13 protein-coding genes and 1 tRNA gene are annotated in these 15,589 nt (G+C 55.7%); 11 read left to right on the plus strand and 3 right to left on the minus strand.

Translation table 11 applies throughout. The annotated features are described in order from the left end of the window. Positions 1-353 precede the first annotated feature (353 nt). The 8 genes from ACI3GR_RS02495 (at position 354) to ACI3GR_RS02530 (ending at position 8,636) form a co-directional block, all read left to right on the plus strand. Positions 354-1,160, plus strand: a complete 807-nt coding sequence (locus tag ACI3GR_RS02495) for a DNA adenine methylase (protein ID WP_407492350.1) — start codon at positions 354-356, stop codon at positions 1,158-1,160. Continuing rightward, complete coding sequence (locus ACI3GR_RS02500) at positions 1,160-2,347, plus strand: metallophosphoesterase family protein (protein WP_407492351.1); 1,188 nt, start codon at positions 1,160-1,162, stop codon at positions 2,345-2,347. The genes ACI3GR_RS02495 and ACI3GR_RS02500 overlap by 1 nt, the downstream gene beginning before the upstream one ends. After that, positions 2,344-4,188, plus strand: coding sequence for an ORC-CDC6 family AAA ATPase (locus ACI3GR_RS02505; RefSeq protein WP_407492353.1), 1,845 nt, complete (start codon positions 2,344-2,346; stop codon positions 4,186-4,188). Before ACI3GR_RS02500 ends, ACI3GR_RS02505 begins: the two co-directional genes overlap by 4 nt. Beyond that, on the plus strand, positions 4,181-5,116 hold the full coding sequence (locus tag ACI3GR_RS02510) for a hypothetical protein (RefSeq protein WP_407492354.1): 936 nt from the start codon (positions 4,181-4,183) through the stop codon (positions 5,114-5,116). The genes ACI3GR_RS02505 and ACI3GR_RS02510 overlap by 8 nt, the downstream gene beginning before the upstream one ends. 776 nt (positions 5,117-5,892) lie before the next feature. Continuing rightward, positions 5,893-6,408 (plus strand): hypothetical protein, encoded by a 516-nt coding sequence (locus tag ACI3GR_RS02515; protein ID WP_407492355.1) that lies wholly within the window; start codon positions 5,893-5,895, stop codon positions 6,406-6,408. A 78-nt stretch (positions 6,409-6,486) separates the two neighbouring features. Continuing rightward, positions 6,487-6,924 (plus strand): hypothetical protein, encoded by a 438-nt coding sequence (locus ACI3GR_RS02520; protein ID WP_407492357.1) that lies wholly within the window; start codon positions 6,487-6,489, stop codon positions 6,922-6,924. Between the two features lie 238 nt (positions 6,925-7,162). Then, positions 7,163-7,495 (plus strand): hypothetical protein, encoded by a 333-nt coding sequence (locus ACI3GR_RS02525; protein ID WP_407492358.1) that lies wholly within the window; start codon positions 7,163-7,165, stop codon positions 7,493-7,495. Further along, a complete protein-coding gene (locus tag ACI3GR_RS02530) occupies positions 7,476-8,636 on the plus strand; it encodes a tyrosine-type recombinase/integrase (protein ID WP_407492359.1) in 1,161 nt (386 codons plus the stop codon). The genes ACI3GR_RS02525 and ACI3GR_RS02530 overlap by 20 nt, the downstream gene beginning before the upstream one ends. 64 nt (positions 8,637-8,700) lie before the next feature. On the opposite strand, the gene ACI3GR_RS02535 is transcribed toward ACI3GR_RS02530, so the two are convergent. Next, positions 8,701-9,858, minus strand: a complete 1,158-nt coding sequence (locus ACI3GR_RS02535) for a hypothetical protein (RefSeq protein ID WP_407492360.1) — start codon at positions 9,856-9,858, stop codon at positions 8,701-8,703. 374 nt (positions 9,859-10,232) lie between these two features. Next, positions 10,233-10,306: transfer RNA gene (locus ACI3GR_RS02540), tRNA-Cys, on the minus strand. A gap of 193 nt (positions 10,307-10,499) precedes the next feature. On the opposite strand from ACI3GR_RS02540, the gene ACI3GR_RS02545 reads away from it, so the two are divergent. The 3 genes from ACI3GR_RS02545 to ACI3GR_RS02555 all read left to right on the plus strand — a co-directional run bounded on the left by ACI3GR_RS02545 (position 10,500) and on the right by ACI3GR_RS02555 (position 14,058). Next, complete coding sequence (locus ACI3GR_RS02545; protein ID WP_407492361.1) at positions 10,500-11,153, plus strand: protein-L-isoaspartate O-methyltransferase family protein; 654 nt, start codon at positions 10,500-10,502, stop codon at positions 11,151-11,153. 47 nt (positions 11,154-11,200) lie between these two features. After that, the gene (locus ACI3GR_RS02550) at positions 11,201-12,622 is read left to right on the plus strand and encodes a TolC family outer membrane protein (protein WP_407492362.1); all 1,422 of its coding nucleotides are present in this window, start codon (positions 11,201-11,203) and stop codon (positions 12,620-12,622) included. Positions 12,623-12,696: 74 nt separating this feature from the next. Beyond that, positions 12,697-14,058: a hypothetical protein gene (locus tag ACI3GR_RS02555; protein ID WP_407492364.1), complete on the plus strand. Its 1,362-nt coding sequence runs from the start codon at positions 12,697-12,699 to the stop codon at positions 14,056-14,058. Here ACI3GR_RS02555 and ACI3GR_RS02560 read toward each other — a convergent pair. Further along, positions 14,055-15,506 carry a cobyric acid synthase gene (locus tag ACI3GR_RS02560; RefSeq protein ID WP_407492365.1) on the minus strand — a complete coding sequence of 484 codons (1,452 nt, stop codon included), beginning with the start codon at positions 15,504-15,506 and terminating at the stop codon, positions 14,055-14,057. The two genes, ACI3GR_RS02555 and ACI3GR_RS02560, sit on opposite strands and share 4 nt — an antisense overlap. Positions 15,507-15,589 lie beyond the last annotated feature (83 nt).

Here is a 15,589-nt window from a genome sequence, read left to right on the forward strand (position 1 = left end):
GCAGGTTGTGGACAACGTAGGTTTGTCGCCTTCCGTCCGAAGCAGACACCCTTGGTGACCCCCAGCGCCGCGGCGCAGCGTCGCAATAGCAGACTTTGCGGGTAGCGTATCGTTTGGCGGATGAATCACTCAAAATCCAAGAAAATTTGTTGTTCTTACATGCATATCTGCTGCATGCTGATGACGTCCCGAGAACGATGTTTAAGAGTATCTGCCGGCGAAATCGAAGAACTGCTCAGTTACAACGTCCGAATAGAAGTTTGATATCTTGACGCGATCGCCCAAACTCCGGAATGTATGTAACCAAATGAGATGAAGGGCAGGTCTCTGCCGCCTACGAGTGGCAAGGAACCATGACTAGACAAAGAGGATCACCAATAAAATGGGCAGGCAGCAAAACGTTGTCTGCTTCCCAGATCATGCCTCTGCTAGACTTTGAGCGACCTTACATCGAACCTTTCTGTGGATCGGCAACATTTTTCTTTAAGAAACGCCCGAAATACTCGCATCTAAACGATAGCAATCCGGCGCTAATCTCATTCTATCAAGAACTCTGCCGCGATCCGGCCGAAGTCTGGAGTGCCTACAATGACACTCCGATCGACGAGCACACCTACTATGAAAAGCGAAAAGAGTTCAATGAGCTCGAATCCGGGACCAGGAAAGCATCACTATTCCTATACCTCAATCACTACGGCTTCAACGGTATCTATCGAACGAATAAGAAAGGTGAATTGAACACTCCTTATGGAGCGCGAACCAAAGCTCGAAAGAAGATGTCCTTTGAAGAGGTTTTTGACTACTCCGAACTACTGAAATGCACCACGCTCTATTGCGGTGACTTTGAAGACTTTTTGAAAAACCTGTCCCCCGAAGGCTGCTGTATTTACATGGATCCTCCGTACTTTACAGACGACTCAAGGGTTTTTGGTGAGTATGGCGCACAGACCTTCAAAGGGCTTGATCTAAAAAGGCTATTTGATGTGACGACACAGTTGGTTGCCGCCCAAAATATGGTTGTGATCTCTTACAAAGATTGTACAGAGTTCCGAGATATTTTCGGTTCTTCGGTTCAGTCCGAAATCACAGTGCAGCGAAATGTCGGTGGGTTTGCTGGAAGGCGAAAAACTGATCAAGAATTGGTGGCGATTTTTAAATAATGCGATTTTTGATCCTAAGCGACATTCACGCTGTCTCTTCTGATTTGTCGCTGCTCGAGGCTTACGGCAAAAAGAAAGTGAGCAGCTGCGACATCGAAAGCAAAGATGTCCAAAGCAATCCCCTCCTAGGGATCCCAAGCGCCGCTGCCCAATACAATGGACAGATCGACGGCGTCCTTTGCTTGGGGGATTTGGCACATCATGCAAAGAAATTGCCGCTACAGGAAACCTGGCGCGTAGTTCACCAAGTGGCGAGCGAGCTCAACGTCAAACTCGTGCTGGGTGTGACCGGAAACCATGATATCGCATCTAGACCAGAAAACTTTGAAGAGCTTGAGAGAATTGGATATATTCGCGGCATACAGCCGCCGTTTCCATCAGAAAACAGTGCGTTTAACGATACATACTTTTTGAGGGGCGTCGCTTCGATAGATCTCGAAGACACCACGCTTGTATGTATCGATACCTGTAGACTTCATGGATACGGAGGCGACAAAAAGTCAGACGTATTTGCAATGGGCAACGTAACCGACGACATGATTTCCTTGGTGGTTGAGCAGGCTCAAAATACGGCTTCCAAGAAGGTCGTTGTGATGATGCACCATCATCCCGAACCGGTTGATGAAGTCTTCGACACTGATGCCGACGTTATGAAGCGAGGGAAACAGTTGTTGGTCGCGCTTGCCGCTGTCGACAAACCAGTATTTCTGCTTCACGGCCATAAACATATGGTCAAACTCAAATATGCTCCGGGAAAAACCCAACCAATCACACTGCTATCCGCAGCCAGCTTGAGCTGTTTGCCGTACAGTGTCGAACACCAACTGGCGGCAAACCAGTTTCATATCCTTGAAATAAATGACGGACCCGGCAAGTACGGCGAACGCGGGAAATTGCTTTCCTGGGAGTGGCGGGTCAATGCTTGGAAGCCTAGCCATCAACCTTACATGTCACATCAACTCACGATTGGTAAGCCGCCAGACTTGTCGGGCGTGCTAAGCTCCTTGCGAAAGATGTCTTTGGTTGGCTTCGTGCAGAGAGATGAATTATTGAAAGAGGTGCCGGATCTTGTCTTCGCCAGCGCGGCGGAGCTGGAGGAACTAAACACTGAATTGGCAGTCGACGGTCGTTCAATACTTCATACCAGCGGCCAGATTAAGGGAATGCTCTACGAGGTGGATCGATGAGTGACTTCCTATCAAGTTTTAATGCACGATATAGTTCTCCGGAAGAAATCGCAGCCACCTTTGTCCCACCCGAAAGGCTGCGGGACATAGCTAGCTTCTCAAACCTCATTTTGGTTGGGCCGCGGGGCATCGGAAAAACCACTGTGCTCAAGGTGCTGACCGCATCCGGGCTTCATTACCTACATGAGCGCGAGGACTTCTCCGAACTGTCGATTGATTACCTACCCGTCTACATCCCAGCCGAAAAAATGTGGAAGGGCAATTCGGAAGCAATCGCAAGAGCTGGATTCAGCGAAGAATTACAACACCGAATTCTCGATGGCTTGTTTGTGAACCATTGTTTATATCACCTTGTAGCCTCGATCCAAGATTGCGCCAAGATCGGAAGGCATTATCCCGATAGGCAAAATCCCCCATGGGCACTTCAAGTGCCAGCAGAGCAAGAAGAAGAAATCTGCCGACTGGCGTCGGATCTGTGGGAACTTGAAAAGATTCAGACTTCATTCATCGGTCTGAAGCTCAGTTTGATCAAAAGAACCAACAAGTTCTGCACGGCGGTAAATTCGCTCAATTCGAAGGAAAACGCCAAAAACCTTTCAGATGCTCCGACACTCAACATCCTCAAAATGCTCCAAGGCTTCTTCGATATTGTTGAAGAGATTTTGGGAGTCTCGAGGTGGAGCATCAACTTTGACGAGATGGAAATTGCCCCTCACCGTCTGGTGCATGAACTATTTGAAAACCTTCGATCTTTCGATCAGCGTGCAGTTCTCAAGTTTTCTCTGTTCCCTTACGTAGAATTCTATAACTGGTTGCACGGACCCGATGTGGTAAGCGACAGCCCAGGACCGGGCAATGATTTCATCTCAATCAACTTGGCAAACCGCTTCACACATTCGGACACCTCGTTTTCCAGTGCTTTAGTCGATGGGATATGCAAGTCGAGGAAAGTTAATAGGAATGATTTCCGCGACTACCTAAACGGTTCATCTGCCATACCGTCCGGAACGCGGATTTTTGACAAGAGCGGCCTCCACCGGAACCATCCAGGAATACTGAAGCGGGTAATTGAAGACCGTTCGGATCCAAGTTTTCTCAATTACGTCAAAGAAAAGGGTATAGCGACGCCAGATGATATTGACAGTTTGACGGAGAACAAGCGAGCAGCTTTTGTACGCAAACCTTTCCCGATTGCAGAGCTGCGAATGTACTATCTTAAGGAGAAGCCAAGCGTAGATAATGGTGTAATGAGGCGATCCATCAAAGGCTACGGATATTACCATGGTTTCGATCAGATCCTGACACTCACTGAAGGGAACCCCAGGGCAATCCATTTTTATATCAATGAGTTGATCGACGCGTTCCTGTCCGGGCAAACCTCCAGCACGGCTCAAAATGCCGCAATAGGAAGGAATGTGAACCGCTTTCGAGCTTTTGTTGCTACACAAGCCGTACCGCACACATCAGCCCAAGGAATGCTGCGCAACACACTAAACGTTGTGGACCGCCTTGGCGCAGATATATCGAATTATCTCTTCGACAATAAGTTTCGCCCCGAACCACCGCTGTCCTTCAGGTTTAAGGACCTCGATCAAACCACTAAAGAAATCATCGGCATTGCCATCAATGCGGGCGCCATTGTCCCTGAACAGCCGTCAGACGATAAGCATTTGATCTTTGATCTCATAGGCTATCGATTGAGGGTATCTCACCGCCTTTCGCCATACTATCCGCTTCCGACCATCACCGGACAATCGAAACCACTTCGACGAATACCAAGCTCTAAGAACGAGATAGACACCCAGCCTGATCTCTTATCGTACAGGTTTGATGATGTCTGAGATCATTCCAGTCTTAGACGTTGATGACAGAACGACAGTCTTTGTCGGTTGTATCGGCTATGAGGACCGATCAACCTACTTGCTGAGAGAACGGTTCAGCGACCCGGGCATCGTCCGTATTCTTTTCGATTACCGTGCAGTTGACGCTCTAGGCGTCGGACTATGCTCATATGACCGGAACGTTGAGATTGCTGAGCCGCTGAACCCCAAATGCGAATGCGATTTCACTAAATTCTTAGAATTGTTGGCTTCAGGTTTAGAAGCGCAACGAGATGCCAACTTGGTAATAGACATTACGTCCTTTGATAGAGCCAAGCTTGCAAAGCTAATCCTTGAAATATTCAACCTAAAGAATGCACTTTCGCAAGTTCGTTTGATGTACAGCCCAAGGGTCTTCGAACCCTTGGAGATGGTGAAGTTTGACGTCGTTCAATCGTTTGGGCCAGTACTCCCAGAGTTCTTCGGATCCGCCGATGGTTTCGAGAAGCCTTTGTCGCTTATTTTGGGGGCCGGATATGAATACGGGAAGGCAGTCGGCGCGGTAGATACGCTAGAACCGGATCATATCTACTGCTTTAGGCCAACTGGCACTGACCCAAGGTTCGACAGGCATATTGATTTGGCCAATGTTAATTTTGGCTTCATGGATAACCAAGAAAATCTATTTAGATACGATCTAAATGACGCCTATTCGCTATATTCTGATCTGCGTAGGCTGGTTCAATATGAAAGCGTTGAACATTCAGTTCTCCTGCTACCGCTGGGTCCAAAGCTCTTTGCAGCACTTTGTCTGTTGGTTGCTACGGTTCAGCACCCGATGGTCATGGTTTGGCGGCACTCAACGGTATCCGCAGCGCAACCTGAAACTATCGCCGACGCTAAGACAACTGGTTCGATCGTTGAGTTTGCATTTCATTTTTCTGATTAGTTCAGCAGTCAACACTTCCGCTCGTCCTCTCCAGAAATCCCTCGAACGACTGCTTTCCAAAAATTGGAGTGTGCTACAAAGATGGGCAGTGAAAGTCAGCTTTCCGCCCATACCTCTCAGTGGCGCCGTCTATGACAAAGTTGGGGCCGTGCTCGGACCAAAACTTAGAACTCATAGCCCACCTACGATAGGTTGGGATCAAAGCGTGAAATTCTTGGGCTTGGTGCGATTTGCGTTGATGCCTGCGCCGCAGGCAGGCCAACGGCATGCGCGAACCAAGCCAGGGCCGGTTTGTTTTCCTGAAACAAACCTACTCACTAAGTAGGATGCAGGCCGCCGGAAAACCGGCTTTCTGCATCCTACCGTTCGCCGGGGCTGCCGCCCCGGACCCCGCGCCGCTGCGCGGCGCTTGAGAGACGCTTGGCCCTCTCAAACTCTCCACAGGCTTCCTGCCGGGGCAGGGCGTCGTTCCGCACTCCCCTGCACCCCTGCTCGGAAGGAGTCGTTCGCCACTCTCCCTCCACCCGCAGGCAGCCGTCAGCTGGACGAAAGAGGCGCTCCGCCCTCTCTCGACACTCCCGGGCAGGGACACTCGCCGTCCCCTGCACCCGCAGGCCGCCTTCCGCGGGACCGAAGGGGCGCTGCCATCCCCTCCGGCCACCCCAAGCTGATTGGCCATTCGGGCTGCGCATGCGTCGTGACGCGCAGCCCGATTAGCCAATCCCGAACACGCCAAAGGGACGCGTCGAACCCGCAACTCAAACATGGAGCGTCCGATGTTCGACCATCCTTTGTCGACGCCGCATGCTTGGGCCGATCAGGCCCAAGTGGGCGACGTCTTGCTTTTCCACTTTCCATCCCCCGACGAACCCGGACCAGTCTTGGCGCGGCCCTGTCTCGTCATCGAGGAGTCGCGAAACCTTCGGAGACGATGCCTGACTCTCGCAAACAGCAGACCGCTATGGAGCATTTCGCTGGTCGAGACCTCGATCGACGTCATACGACCTGCCGAACTCGCAGCCGCAGGTCTCGATCAGTCGACGGCTTTCGACGCTTACCGAGCGCTGCTGATATCCGTCCATAATGCCTCTTTCGCGATCCACCCGGAGACGGGAACACCGATCATCGGTCGGCTGATTGGCGACAGCTACGAGCGCATGCAGAGTGTCCGCGCTTACCTTAGCACGCAGTCCCGTATCGCGGATCGGCATAGGCAGGAACTCGACAACGATCTCTCCGGTCGCGGCGTGACGCCGCGAAAGCCAACTCTGCCTGAATTCCCAGAAGAATGACGTTCAGCACCACGGCTCGTCCGGCCCCTCAAGTTGAGGGCCGGACGTTCCCGGTGCCTCCGTTCAAAGGAAAACAAAATGACACAACACCCTTCTTTCCCGACCATGTTCACCGGGATGAACACCCATCGCCATGTCGTGTTCCAGCCGGATGTTCGCAACGAGATGGATTGCTTGCCCAGCCTTCTGGCCGACTTTCTTCAAAATGTCCGCGAAGCCTGTCGGATCATGGAAACCGACTGGCGCGCTTATCCCCCCGAGGCGCACGACTACTTCGACGTTTTGCACAGCGCAGTAGTGGATCGCGACATCATCAACACGCCTATGGAACGCTTCATCGACGAGTTGATCGATCTGATGAAGAACTTCCCTGACGAGTACGAGTCGGACGTACCAAGCCAGTACAACAATTTCATGAGCCATCTGAATGACGCTCATGCGCAGATCGTTCGGGCACACGACCTGTTTTTTATGAAACTCACGACCTCGAGGCTGCTCAAGCTGACGGACGAGTAGGTCGATCAGCTTAAGCGTGTGCCAGGCGTGTGTCCCTGCGTCTGGCACATCATATTGCGCTCGTTCGCCTCTCTCTCCCCACCAAACCCCACCATCTTGTATGCACCAGGAGGGCTCGCAGATGTCCGTTTTCGCGGTTCCCATTGAGATATCGAACCTAAAATTCAGATCCCACCGATCTGCAGAAGACGTTCCGATCTCCTTTTCATGATCAACAACGCAAGTGAAAGCGCACGTCATGAAAACTGAAAAACAGCTCGGAAACTCCATCATCGAGATGATCAGCGAAAAGTACTCTCTGATCTTCATTCCGGTCGAAAATCTCGCCATACAATTTGGTTTCGAAACCGACGAAGCCGGCCTCGCAAAGTTCAAGCGGTGGACCTCCCGCGTCGGTATCCGACCGGCACCCATGCGTCCCGGATTCTACGATCCCAAAGCGGTTCGCGAACGCCTGGACGCATTCCACCAAACAACACCAGCAAACGACAATGTCCCGGAGCCGTCCCCAGACGCTCCGGTAGATCATGTCGCGAACCGGAGGCTACGAAATGCCAAAAAAGGTAAGTAAACCCGCCATGAGCCTCGCCGGCATCCACCGCGTGACGAAGAAACTGAAGAGCGGTCCGAAGACGTATCATTACGCCTGTCGTGGTGGCCCTCTCTTTTGGTCCTCCGACATGGAAATCGTCGAAGGCAGCGAAGCATATTTCCAGGCCCTCGCGGCGGCTACGGCAAAGATTCCGACTGCTGTGATACCGAACCGGGATCTGACCAAAGCCGTCGTGGATCGGTTCATCGTTTCGCCACACTTCAAAGCTCTTAAGCCTCGAACAAAGAAGGACTACCGCAAGTTCCTGGACTCGTTCGCGAAGGAATTTGGTGAAGACCCGATCCAGATGTTCGAGCAGAAGTCTTCAGTGGCTGAAATTCTGGAATGGAAGAACAAATGGTCCGACTCCTTGAAGCAGTTCGACTATGCTGGGACGGTTGTGACGCTTTTCCTCAACTGGGTTAAAGATGCTGAGTTGAGTATCGAAGTGCACCATCATGTTGGGCAGAAGAAGCTCTACAAGTGTAACCGTGCCGAGATCATCTGGAAGCCCGAAGAAATCCAGGCTCTCCTCGATGTTGCCGATGAAGTGGAGGCCCGCATTGTCGTCGCCGCGTCTGAAGGCGGGTTGACGCCTCAGGACATCGGCATCTTAACGATGAGCCATGTTCAGAGGACGCCCAAGGGTCGTCGTTTGTACTTTCAACGGACCAAAACGGAAGCATCGGTCGCGATCCCAGTGACGCCAGAGATGGCCCAATTGATCGACACGACGCCAGTTGGGCAGAAGTACCTCGTCGTGAATAAGACCGGAGGACGGCTGACGCCGGAACGTGCTTCTCAGATCGTACGTGACCTGAAGAAAAGGGCCAACAACGCCGCCTCTTCCGACAAGTCGAACATCCATATCAGTGATGATCTGCGTCTCTACGACATGCGCGGGACTGCTGCCACTGCATTGCTACGGGCTGGGTGCTCTCTCAACGAGATCGCCGTGACGATGGGATGGGGTCTGCGTCACGCTTCGAATATCATTGAAAAGTACGCCGCACTTGTCCCCGAGGTGTCCGACGAGGTGAACAAGAAACTCGCCAAAGCGAAGAAGAAAGAGCGGAAACGAGCAGCGAAAGCGGCGAAGAAAGCCTCGGCCGCCCTATGAAACCAGCCGGCGTAAGCGGCTGAGTTGGGCCCGAAGCAGAGTGCATTCTGGGCCCAACCCATGTTCATTTTCCGAAATTGCGGACGATCTTGCCGTGCTCCCGATAGGCTGCGGTCATTAACGTCGTGTATTCGGCCGCACTGGCAGCATACTTGCCTAAATCGGGCCAAGCGAATGGAGCTTTGAACATCATGACTTCGAAATCCAGTTCGAGGCTCAATGAGCGCGCAACCTCTTTTGCAATCACGGGGACCTTTTCTTCCGGCCAAAGATCCTCGTCCAGCCCGACGATAACACTGTCGTCGTCAAAGCATGTGATTTCCGCGCAGAGAGCACCAAGGCGCTCACTGGTGTTCGCCGCCTCTTCAAGAAGAGCGGTTCTTATCAGCAAGGCGACGCTGTCTTCATTGATTTCAAGCCTATGGGTTGTTTCAACAATTGAGACATCGGGCACTTTTCGAGGATTGCGAGGTCTGTCCGGAGGCAGGCGATCCGAACTTTCTACGGGAACCTCGGGCTTGAACGGTTCCTTGTGAATGTTCAATGGAGTGGTTCCACAGTCAGTGCAGTGCCAAAAGTTCTTCGCAACATCACGACCGGTCATTTGAGCATCACAGCTGTGGCAATACCAAGCTTTTGCTTCACCACCATTGAGTGGGTGTCGTACCGTGCCATCTTGTGCGGGATGGGTGCAACGACGATCCCAATCTACAGCGATGCGGGCGCGAACTTTCCTGGCGAGATCATTTGCTATCGCCAACGCTTCGGTTCGAAAGCCCCGGTCAAATACAGGGCTTCCATCGGCCCTATGCTCCTCGACTGTACAGATTGGCGGGCGCGAAGGCGCCTCCGGGATAATAATCTTCCAGCCATTTCCCGCTATGATCACGTCATCGGATGAGTTGAATAGGTGATAAGGGTGACCCCGCAGAGTTCCTTGTTTCACTTCTGCACTCAGAAAGTGGGCAAGGGCATCGTCTTCATGTCGGGGTTCATCTGAAGTTTTGTTTGGATGGAGTTTCTCGGCAAAATCGTGGGCGTTAGCCAGTATTTCTTGAGTCGGCTTCCAACCGGCCTTTTCCTGTTTGCAAAGGTCTTGCCAATGCTTGAAGCCGATGTTTCTTGCCACCTCATCCAGCGCCACACTTTGGGAAACCCGATGAGTGCGCGCATAGCGTTTTGCGAGTGTTTTGATCTTCTTGATTACGTTGTGTTTAGTCATGATCCAGTTCCGATAAGGAACTGACTATGTGCCCGCTGATAATCAGTCCCTGCCTATTTCAATGCATGGATGATGAACCGTGAATGTCAAACGCTGCTAAACTTCGCATGGCGGGCACACCGGCCTGCGCAGTGGCCGTTCAATCACCCTACTGCGAGAAACTGCCCGGTCAAGTTGTTTCGGTATTGGGAACCTTCTTGAGGTTCAGGCGACGCATGTGACGTGCAAAGCGTGCTTGAAATGCTTGCTCTGAAGCATCCATTTTTCACTGAAATGGGCGGTTACCTGTAAACCGCCATGTAAACCAGCTGTAAACCAACGGGATTCTTGTGCGCGGAGCGCCACAGAGTCATCGCTAAGTCATTGAAAACGTTTGGAGGCGAGTACCGGAATCGAACCGGTGTACACGGATTTGCAATCCGCTGCGTCACCACTCCGCCAACTCGCCTCGGAACGGTTTGGCTGAGGTAGCCGATCTCGGCGCGGCCTGCAAGCGTCTAGAAACCCGCGTGGGCGTCAATACCGCAACGTTTCGATAAATTGTTACCACCACCGGCGCGTTGCCCGGTCGCGCGGCGTTGCTGCGTCCGCGAAGTTGTGGCAAAGAACATGCAATCAGAATTCGAACGGACCGAAACTTCATGACCGATTTCGCCGCGCGTCGCACCATGATGGTCGACAACCAGATCCGCCCCTCTGACGTGACCAAGTTTCCCGTGATTGACGCGATGCTGTCGGTTCCGCGTGAAAATTTTGTCCCCGGGGACAAAAAAGAAGCGGCCTATCTGGGCGAGAATATCGAACTGGGGCAGGGCCGTGTGGTGCTGGAGCCGCGCACGCTGGCCAAGATGCTGGACGCCGCAGACATCCACCCTGATGAGTTGGTTTTGGACCTTGGCACCGGCACGGGCTATTCCGCTGCCGTGATGTCGCGGATGGCCGAAGCGGTCATCGCATTGGAAGAAGACGAGTCGCTGGCCGAGGATGCCACGACCGCTCTGGCCGCCAATTCTTTTGATAACGTGGTCGTCGTGACCGGCAGCCTGACGGATGGCGCGGCAGAACACGGGCCTTATGACGTGATTGTCGTGGGCGGCGCTGTTGAACATATGCCCGAGAACATCACCGACCTGCTGAAAGACGGCGGCCGGATCGTCGCGCTGTTTGCCGAAGGTCGGCTGGGCGTGGTGCGGATCGGCTATCGGATCGATGGCCAGATGACCTGGCGCTTTGCCTTCAACGCGGGTGCGCCGGTCTTGCCGGGATTTGAAAAACATCAGGCCTTCGCCCTGTAAGAGGGCCGGGCGCAGCGAATAAGCCGAAGAACGGCAAGGGGCGGCAGATGGGCAGAATGACCAACGGATTGAAACTGACGCTGGCCGCGCTGGCCGTCACGGCAGGCACGGCGCTGACGCCGGTGCGGGCCTCTGCTGAAACGCTCGCGGATGCCTTGGCCTCGGCCTATGAACACTCTGGCCTGCTGGATCAGAACCGTGCCTTGCTGCGCGCTGCCGACGAAGGTGTGGCACAAGCCATGGCTGCGCTGCGCCCGATCGTCACTTGGTCGGCAAACCTGAACAACCAATTGGCCACCAGCGCGTCGGCCGGGACCGGGTTTACCGAAGTGTCGTCGAATTCCTCGACCGCATCGCTGAATTTGACCGCCCAATTGGTCGTCTATGATGGCGGCCAGAACGCGCTGGGCGTCGAGATTGCCAAGGAAACGGTGCTCGCCACACGCGAAGCGCTGCTGGCGCTGGAACAGCAGGTGCTGCAGCGCGCAGCCATCGCCTATCTGAACGTTCGCCGCACATCGGAATTCGTGGCCCTGCGCCAAAGCAACATGCGCCTGTTGACCCAGGAGCTTCGCGCCGCCCGTGACCGGTTCGAAGTGGGGGAGGTGACCCGTACCGACGTATCGCTGGCCGAGGCGCGGCTGGCCGCTGCGAAATCCGGTCTGGCCGCCGCTCAGGGTGATCTGGCCCGCGCGCAGTTGGAATATCTGGCTGCAGTGGGGCGCAAGCCGGGCCGTTTGTCGCCTGCCGGTGGGCTGGGGCATCTGCCGAATTCGCTGGAAGCTGCGTCAAACAAGGCCCTGCGCCAGCATCCGTCGATGGATCGCGCGCGGCGTCTGGTGACGATTTCGGAACTGCGGGTGCGACTGGCCGATGCGGCGCTAAGCCCGACGGTGTCGATCACCGGCTCGATCGGGCTGAGCGACACGCTGGGCACGGGGGCGCACAGCCGCTCGGCCTCGGTGGGTCTTGGCGCGCAGCAGACGATTTATGCGGGCGGGCGGCTTAGCTCGCTTCAGCGGCAGGCGATGCAGAACCGTGACGCGGATCGCGCAAACCTGCACGTCGTGTCCCATGATATTCGCCAGAACGTCGGCAATGCGCTGGCCACGCTTCAGGTGGCCCGGTCGTCGATCGAAGCAAGCCAGCAACAGGTGCGTGCCGCACAGGTGGCCTTCCGCGGTGTCCGCGAAGAAGCGACGCTGGGTGCACGGACCACGTTGGACGTGCTGAACGCGGAACAGGAATTGCTCGACGCGCGGGCAAATTTGATCTCGGCACAGGTTGACGAGATCGCAGCAGGCTATACCCTGCTGGCAGCGATGGGAGAACTCACCGCTCAGAAACTCCGGCTCAAGGTCAGAATTTACGACCCCGCAGGCTATTACAACATGGTCAAGGATGCCCCGGCGGGGCGCAGTGAGCAGGGCCAGAAGCTGGACCGCGTGCTGCGCAAAATCGGTAATTAGTAAAATCCGCTGCATCCATTGAGTAAAAACGCGCTTCGCGTTACCCTTACGTGAGGCAAATCGGCGGGAATAACATGTCAGATCCTGTAACCAATGTGCAGATTGAGGATGTACTGTCCTCGATTCGGAAACTTGTTTCCGAAGAAATCCGCTCGCAAACCCGTGATGCTGGGACGAATTCACTGAATGCGGCAGAGCCGGAGGAACCGTCCAGCACGCCCGCATCCGCGCCAGCTCCTTCGAAGGCCGAGGCGAATGATCGCCTGATCCTGACGCCCGCGCTGCGCGTTGATTCCGCCGACAAACACGAGGCGGATTTCATCCACGCGGAACCCAGCGATCAGCCCGGCGACGGAGAGGCCGACCTGCTAAGCCTGATGGAGCGCGTCCGCGCCGCTGGCGAACAGGTGTCCCGCAAAGAACAGAAGCCGCTGAAGGGGATTAAAACGCTGAAGCCCGAGGTGGTCGAAGATCAGACCACGCCGGAAATGGCGATCGAATCCGCGCTGGCCGCATTGGTCGCTGGCGATGACGAAGACGACTCGGTGGAAGAGGACGACACCCTGTCCCTGACGCCGAATGCCGATGTGTCCGATGTGTTTGTTGATGCCGAAGAGGTCATCGACGCGGCGGAATACGACGAAGACGACATCGATCTGACCGGGGCCGAGGTGGAAGAGCCCGAGGCGATGGTCGCAGAGGTCGAAGCTGACGACGACATTACGCCCGCCGCAGCCAACACTGCAGCCGCTATGGCCGACATCACGACCGAGCCTGACGATAACCTCGACACGATCGTGCCGACGTTCCTGCGTCATCGCGGGGTCGAGTCGCTGCATCAGCGCGTGGCGGACGTGGCATCCGTGATCCGCGATCAGGGCGGCGACTGGGAACCCGAAGCCGACGAAGAAACAGACGCGGCCCCCGGGCCTCAGCCCTCGGCTCTGCCTTGGGCGGATGAGGTCGAGGACGAGGCCGGATCGGCCCAGACGCCCAATGATGAGGCCGCTGCCGATGAGGACTGGCAGGTCGATCCGGTTGAAAACGCAGACAAGGCCGCGATGCAGGACGCCGCGCGCGCGCATCTGCGCGTCGCCGCCAGCACGCCCGAGACCCGCGCGCCAGAAGTTGAGGCGCCGACTGAGGCGGCCAAGCAGCCCGATGTCGCGGATATTGCGCAGGCCTTTGCCGATGCGCAGGCCGCAGAGGATTGGGAAGACGCGGATTACGGTGATGATCTGGTATCCGCTGACGATCAGGACGCGCTGACCGCCGAAGACCCGACTGTCATCGACGAAGAAATGCTGCGCGACATGGTCGCCGAAATCGTCCGGCAAGAGCTACAGGGCGCCTTGGGCGAGCGTATCACGCGGAACGTGCGTAAACTGGTGCGGCGGGAAATCCACCGCGCGCTGTCCGCGCACGAGATCGACTAGACCTCTTCTGCCAACGCCAGCAGGCGATCCAGATCAATGTGTTGCGCGACATGCGCGGCGAGGTGATCAAGGGTCGCCTCGACCCCGGCTTCGTAGCTCAGGCCAGAGGCCGCGCCCATGCGTGCCAGATCGGCCGCGCGGAAGGTGTCAGAGGTATAAAGCCCATGCAGGTAGCACCCACGCACCCGGCCATCCGCTGATTGCGCGCCCTCGGCCACGTCACCAATCTGCAGCCATGAGCGGTCGCAATCGGGGCCGGTCGTCTTGCCCAGATGGATTTCATAACCGGACAATGCTGCGCCACTGTCTGGATGCACCGCATCGGTCAATTGCACCCGTTTCGCCGGGCTCATTACCGTTTCGATATCCAGATGGCCAAGGCCTGCATGACGGCCCGGTCGTCCTTCGATGCCGTCAGGGTCATCGATCCAACGCCCCAACATCTGGTAGCCCCCACAAAGCCCCAGCACATGACCCCCACGCCGGATATGGGCCGCAAGATCGATGTCCCAGCCTTGGGCGCGGAAATGGTCCAGATCGGCGATTGTCGCCTTAGAGCCGGGGATCAGCACAAGGTCCGCGTCGCCGGGCAGGGGGTGGCCTGCTTTGACGATCTCGACCGTTACGCCCGGTTCAGACGACAGCGGGTCCAGATCGTCGAAATTTGCGATCCTGTTCAGATGTGGCACCGCGACCTTGAAGCCGCGCTTCAATGGGCCGGAGGACAGATCCAGCGCATCCTCGGCCGGCAGACGCCATGCATCCTGAAACCACGGAACCAGACCAAGCGCGTCCCATCCTGTGCGGCGGGCGATCTCTTCCATCCCTTCGGTAAATAGCGTCGGATCACCGCGAAAGCGGTTCACGATGAACCCTTTGATATGGGCCGCGTCGCTGTCGGACAGCACAGCCTGTGTCCCGACCAGCTGGGCAATCACGCCGCCACGGTCGATGTCGCCCGCCAGTACCACGGGCACGCCCGCGGCCTCGGCAAAGCCCATGTTGGCCAGATCGCCCGCGCGCAGGTTGATTTCGGCGGGGCTGCCCGCGCCTTCGATGATGACCAGATCGACACCTTGGGCCAGACGGCGAAAGGATTGTAGGATGAACCCCATCAGCGCGGGTTTTTCCTTGGCATAGTCGCGCGCGGCCAGCGTGGCATAGCGTTTGCCCTGCACGATCACCTGTGCGCCGGTGTCCGTTTCGGGTTTTAACAGGATTGGGTTCATGTCCGTGTGCGGCGCCAGCCGGGCCGCACGGGCCTGTAGCGCCTGCGCGCGGCCAATTTCGCCCCCATCGGCGCTGACGGCGGCATTGTTGGACATGTTCTGGGGTTTGAACGGCGCGACCCGCAGCCCACGATCCGCAAAGGCGCGGGCCAATCCGGCCACCAGCATCGATTTACCGACGTTGGACCCGGTGCCCTGAATCATGATTGCGCGTGCCATGTCGCCCCCTGTTTCTGGCCCCGTATCAGGGCCATGCTTTCAGGGTGTCATACGCACACAACCCATCAACGGGCCACAAAAAA

Source organism: Pseudooceanicola aestuariicola (genome assembly GCF_045763785.1).
Taxonomy (GTDB): Bacteria; Pseudomonadota; Alphaproteobacteria; order Rhodobacterales; family Rhodobacteraceae; genus Pseudooceanicola.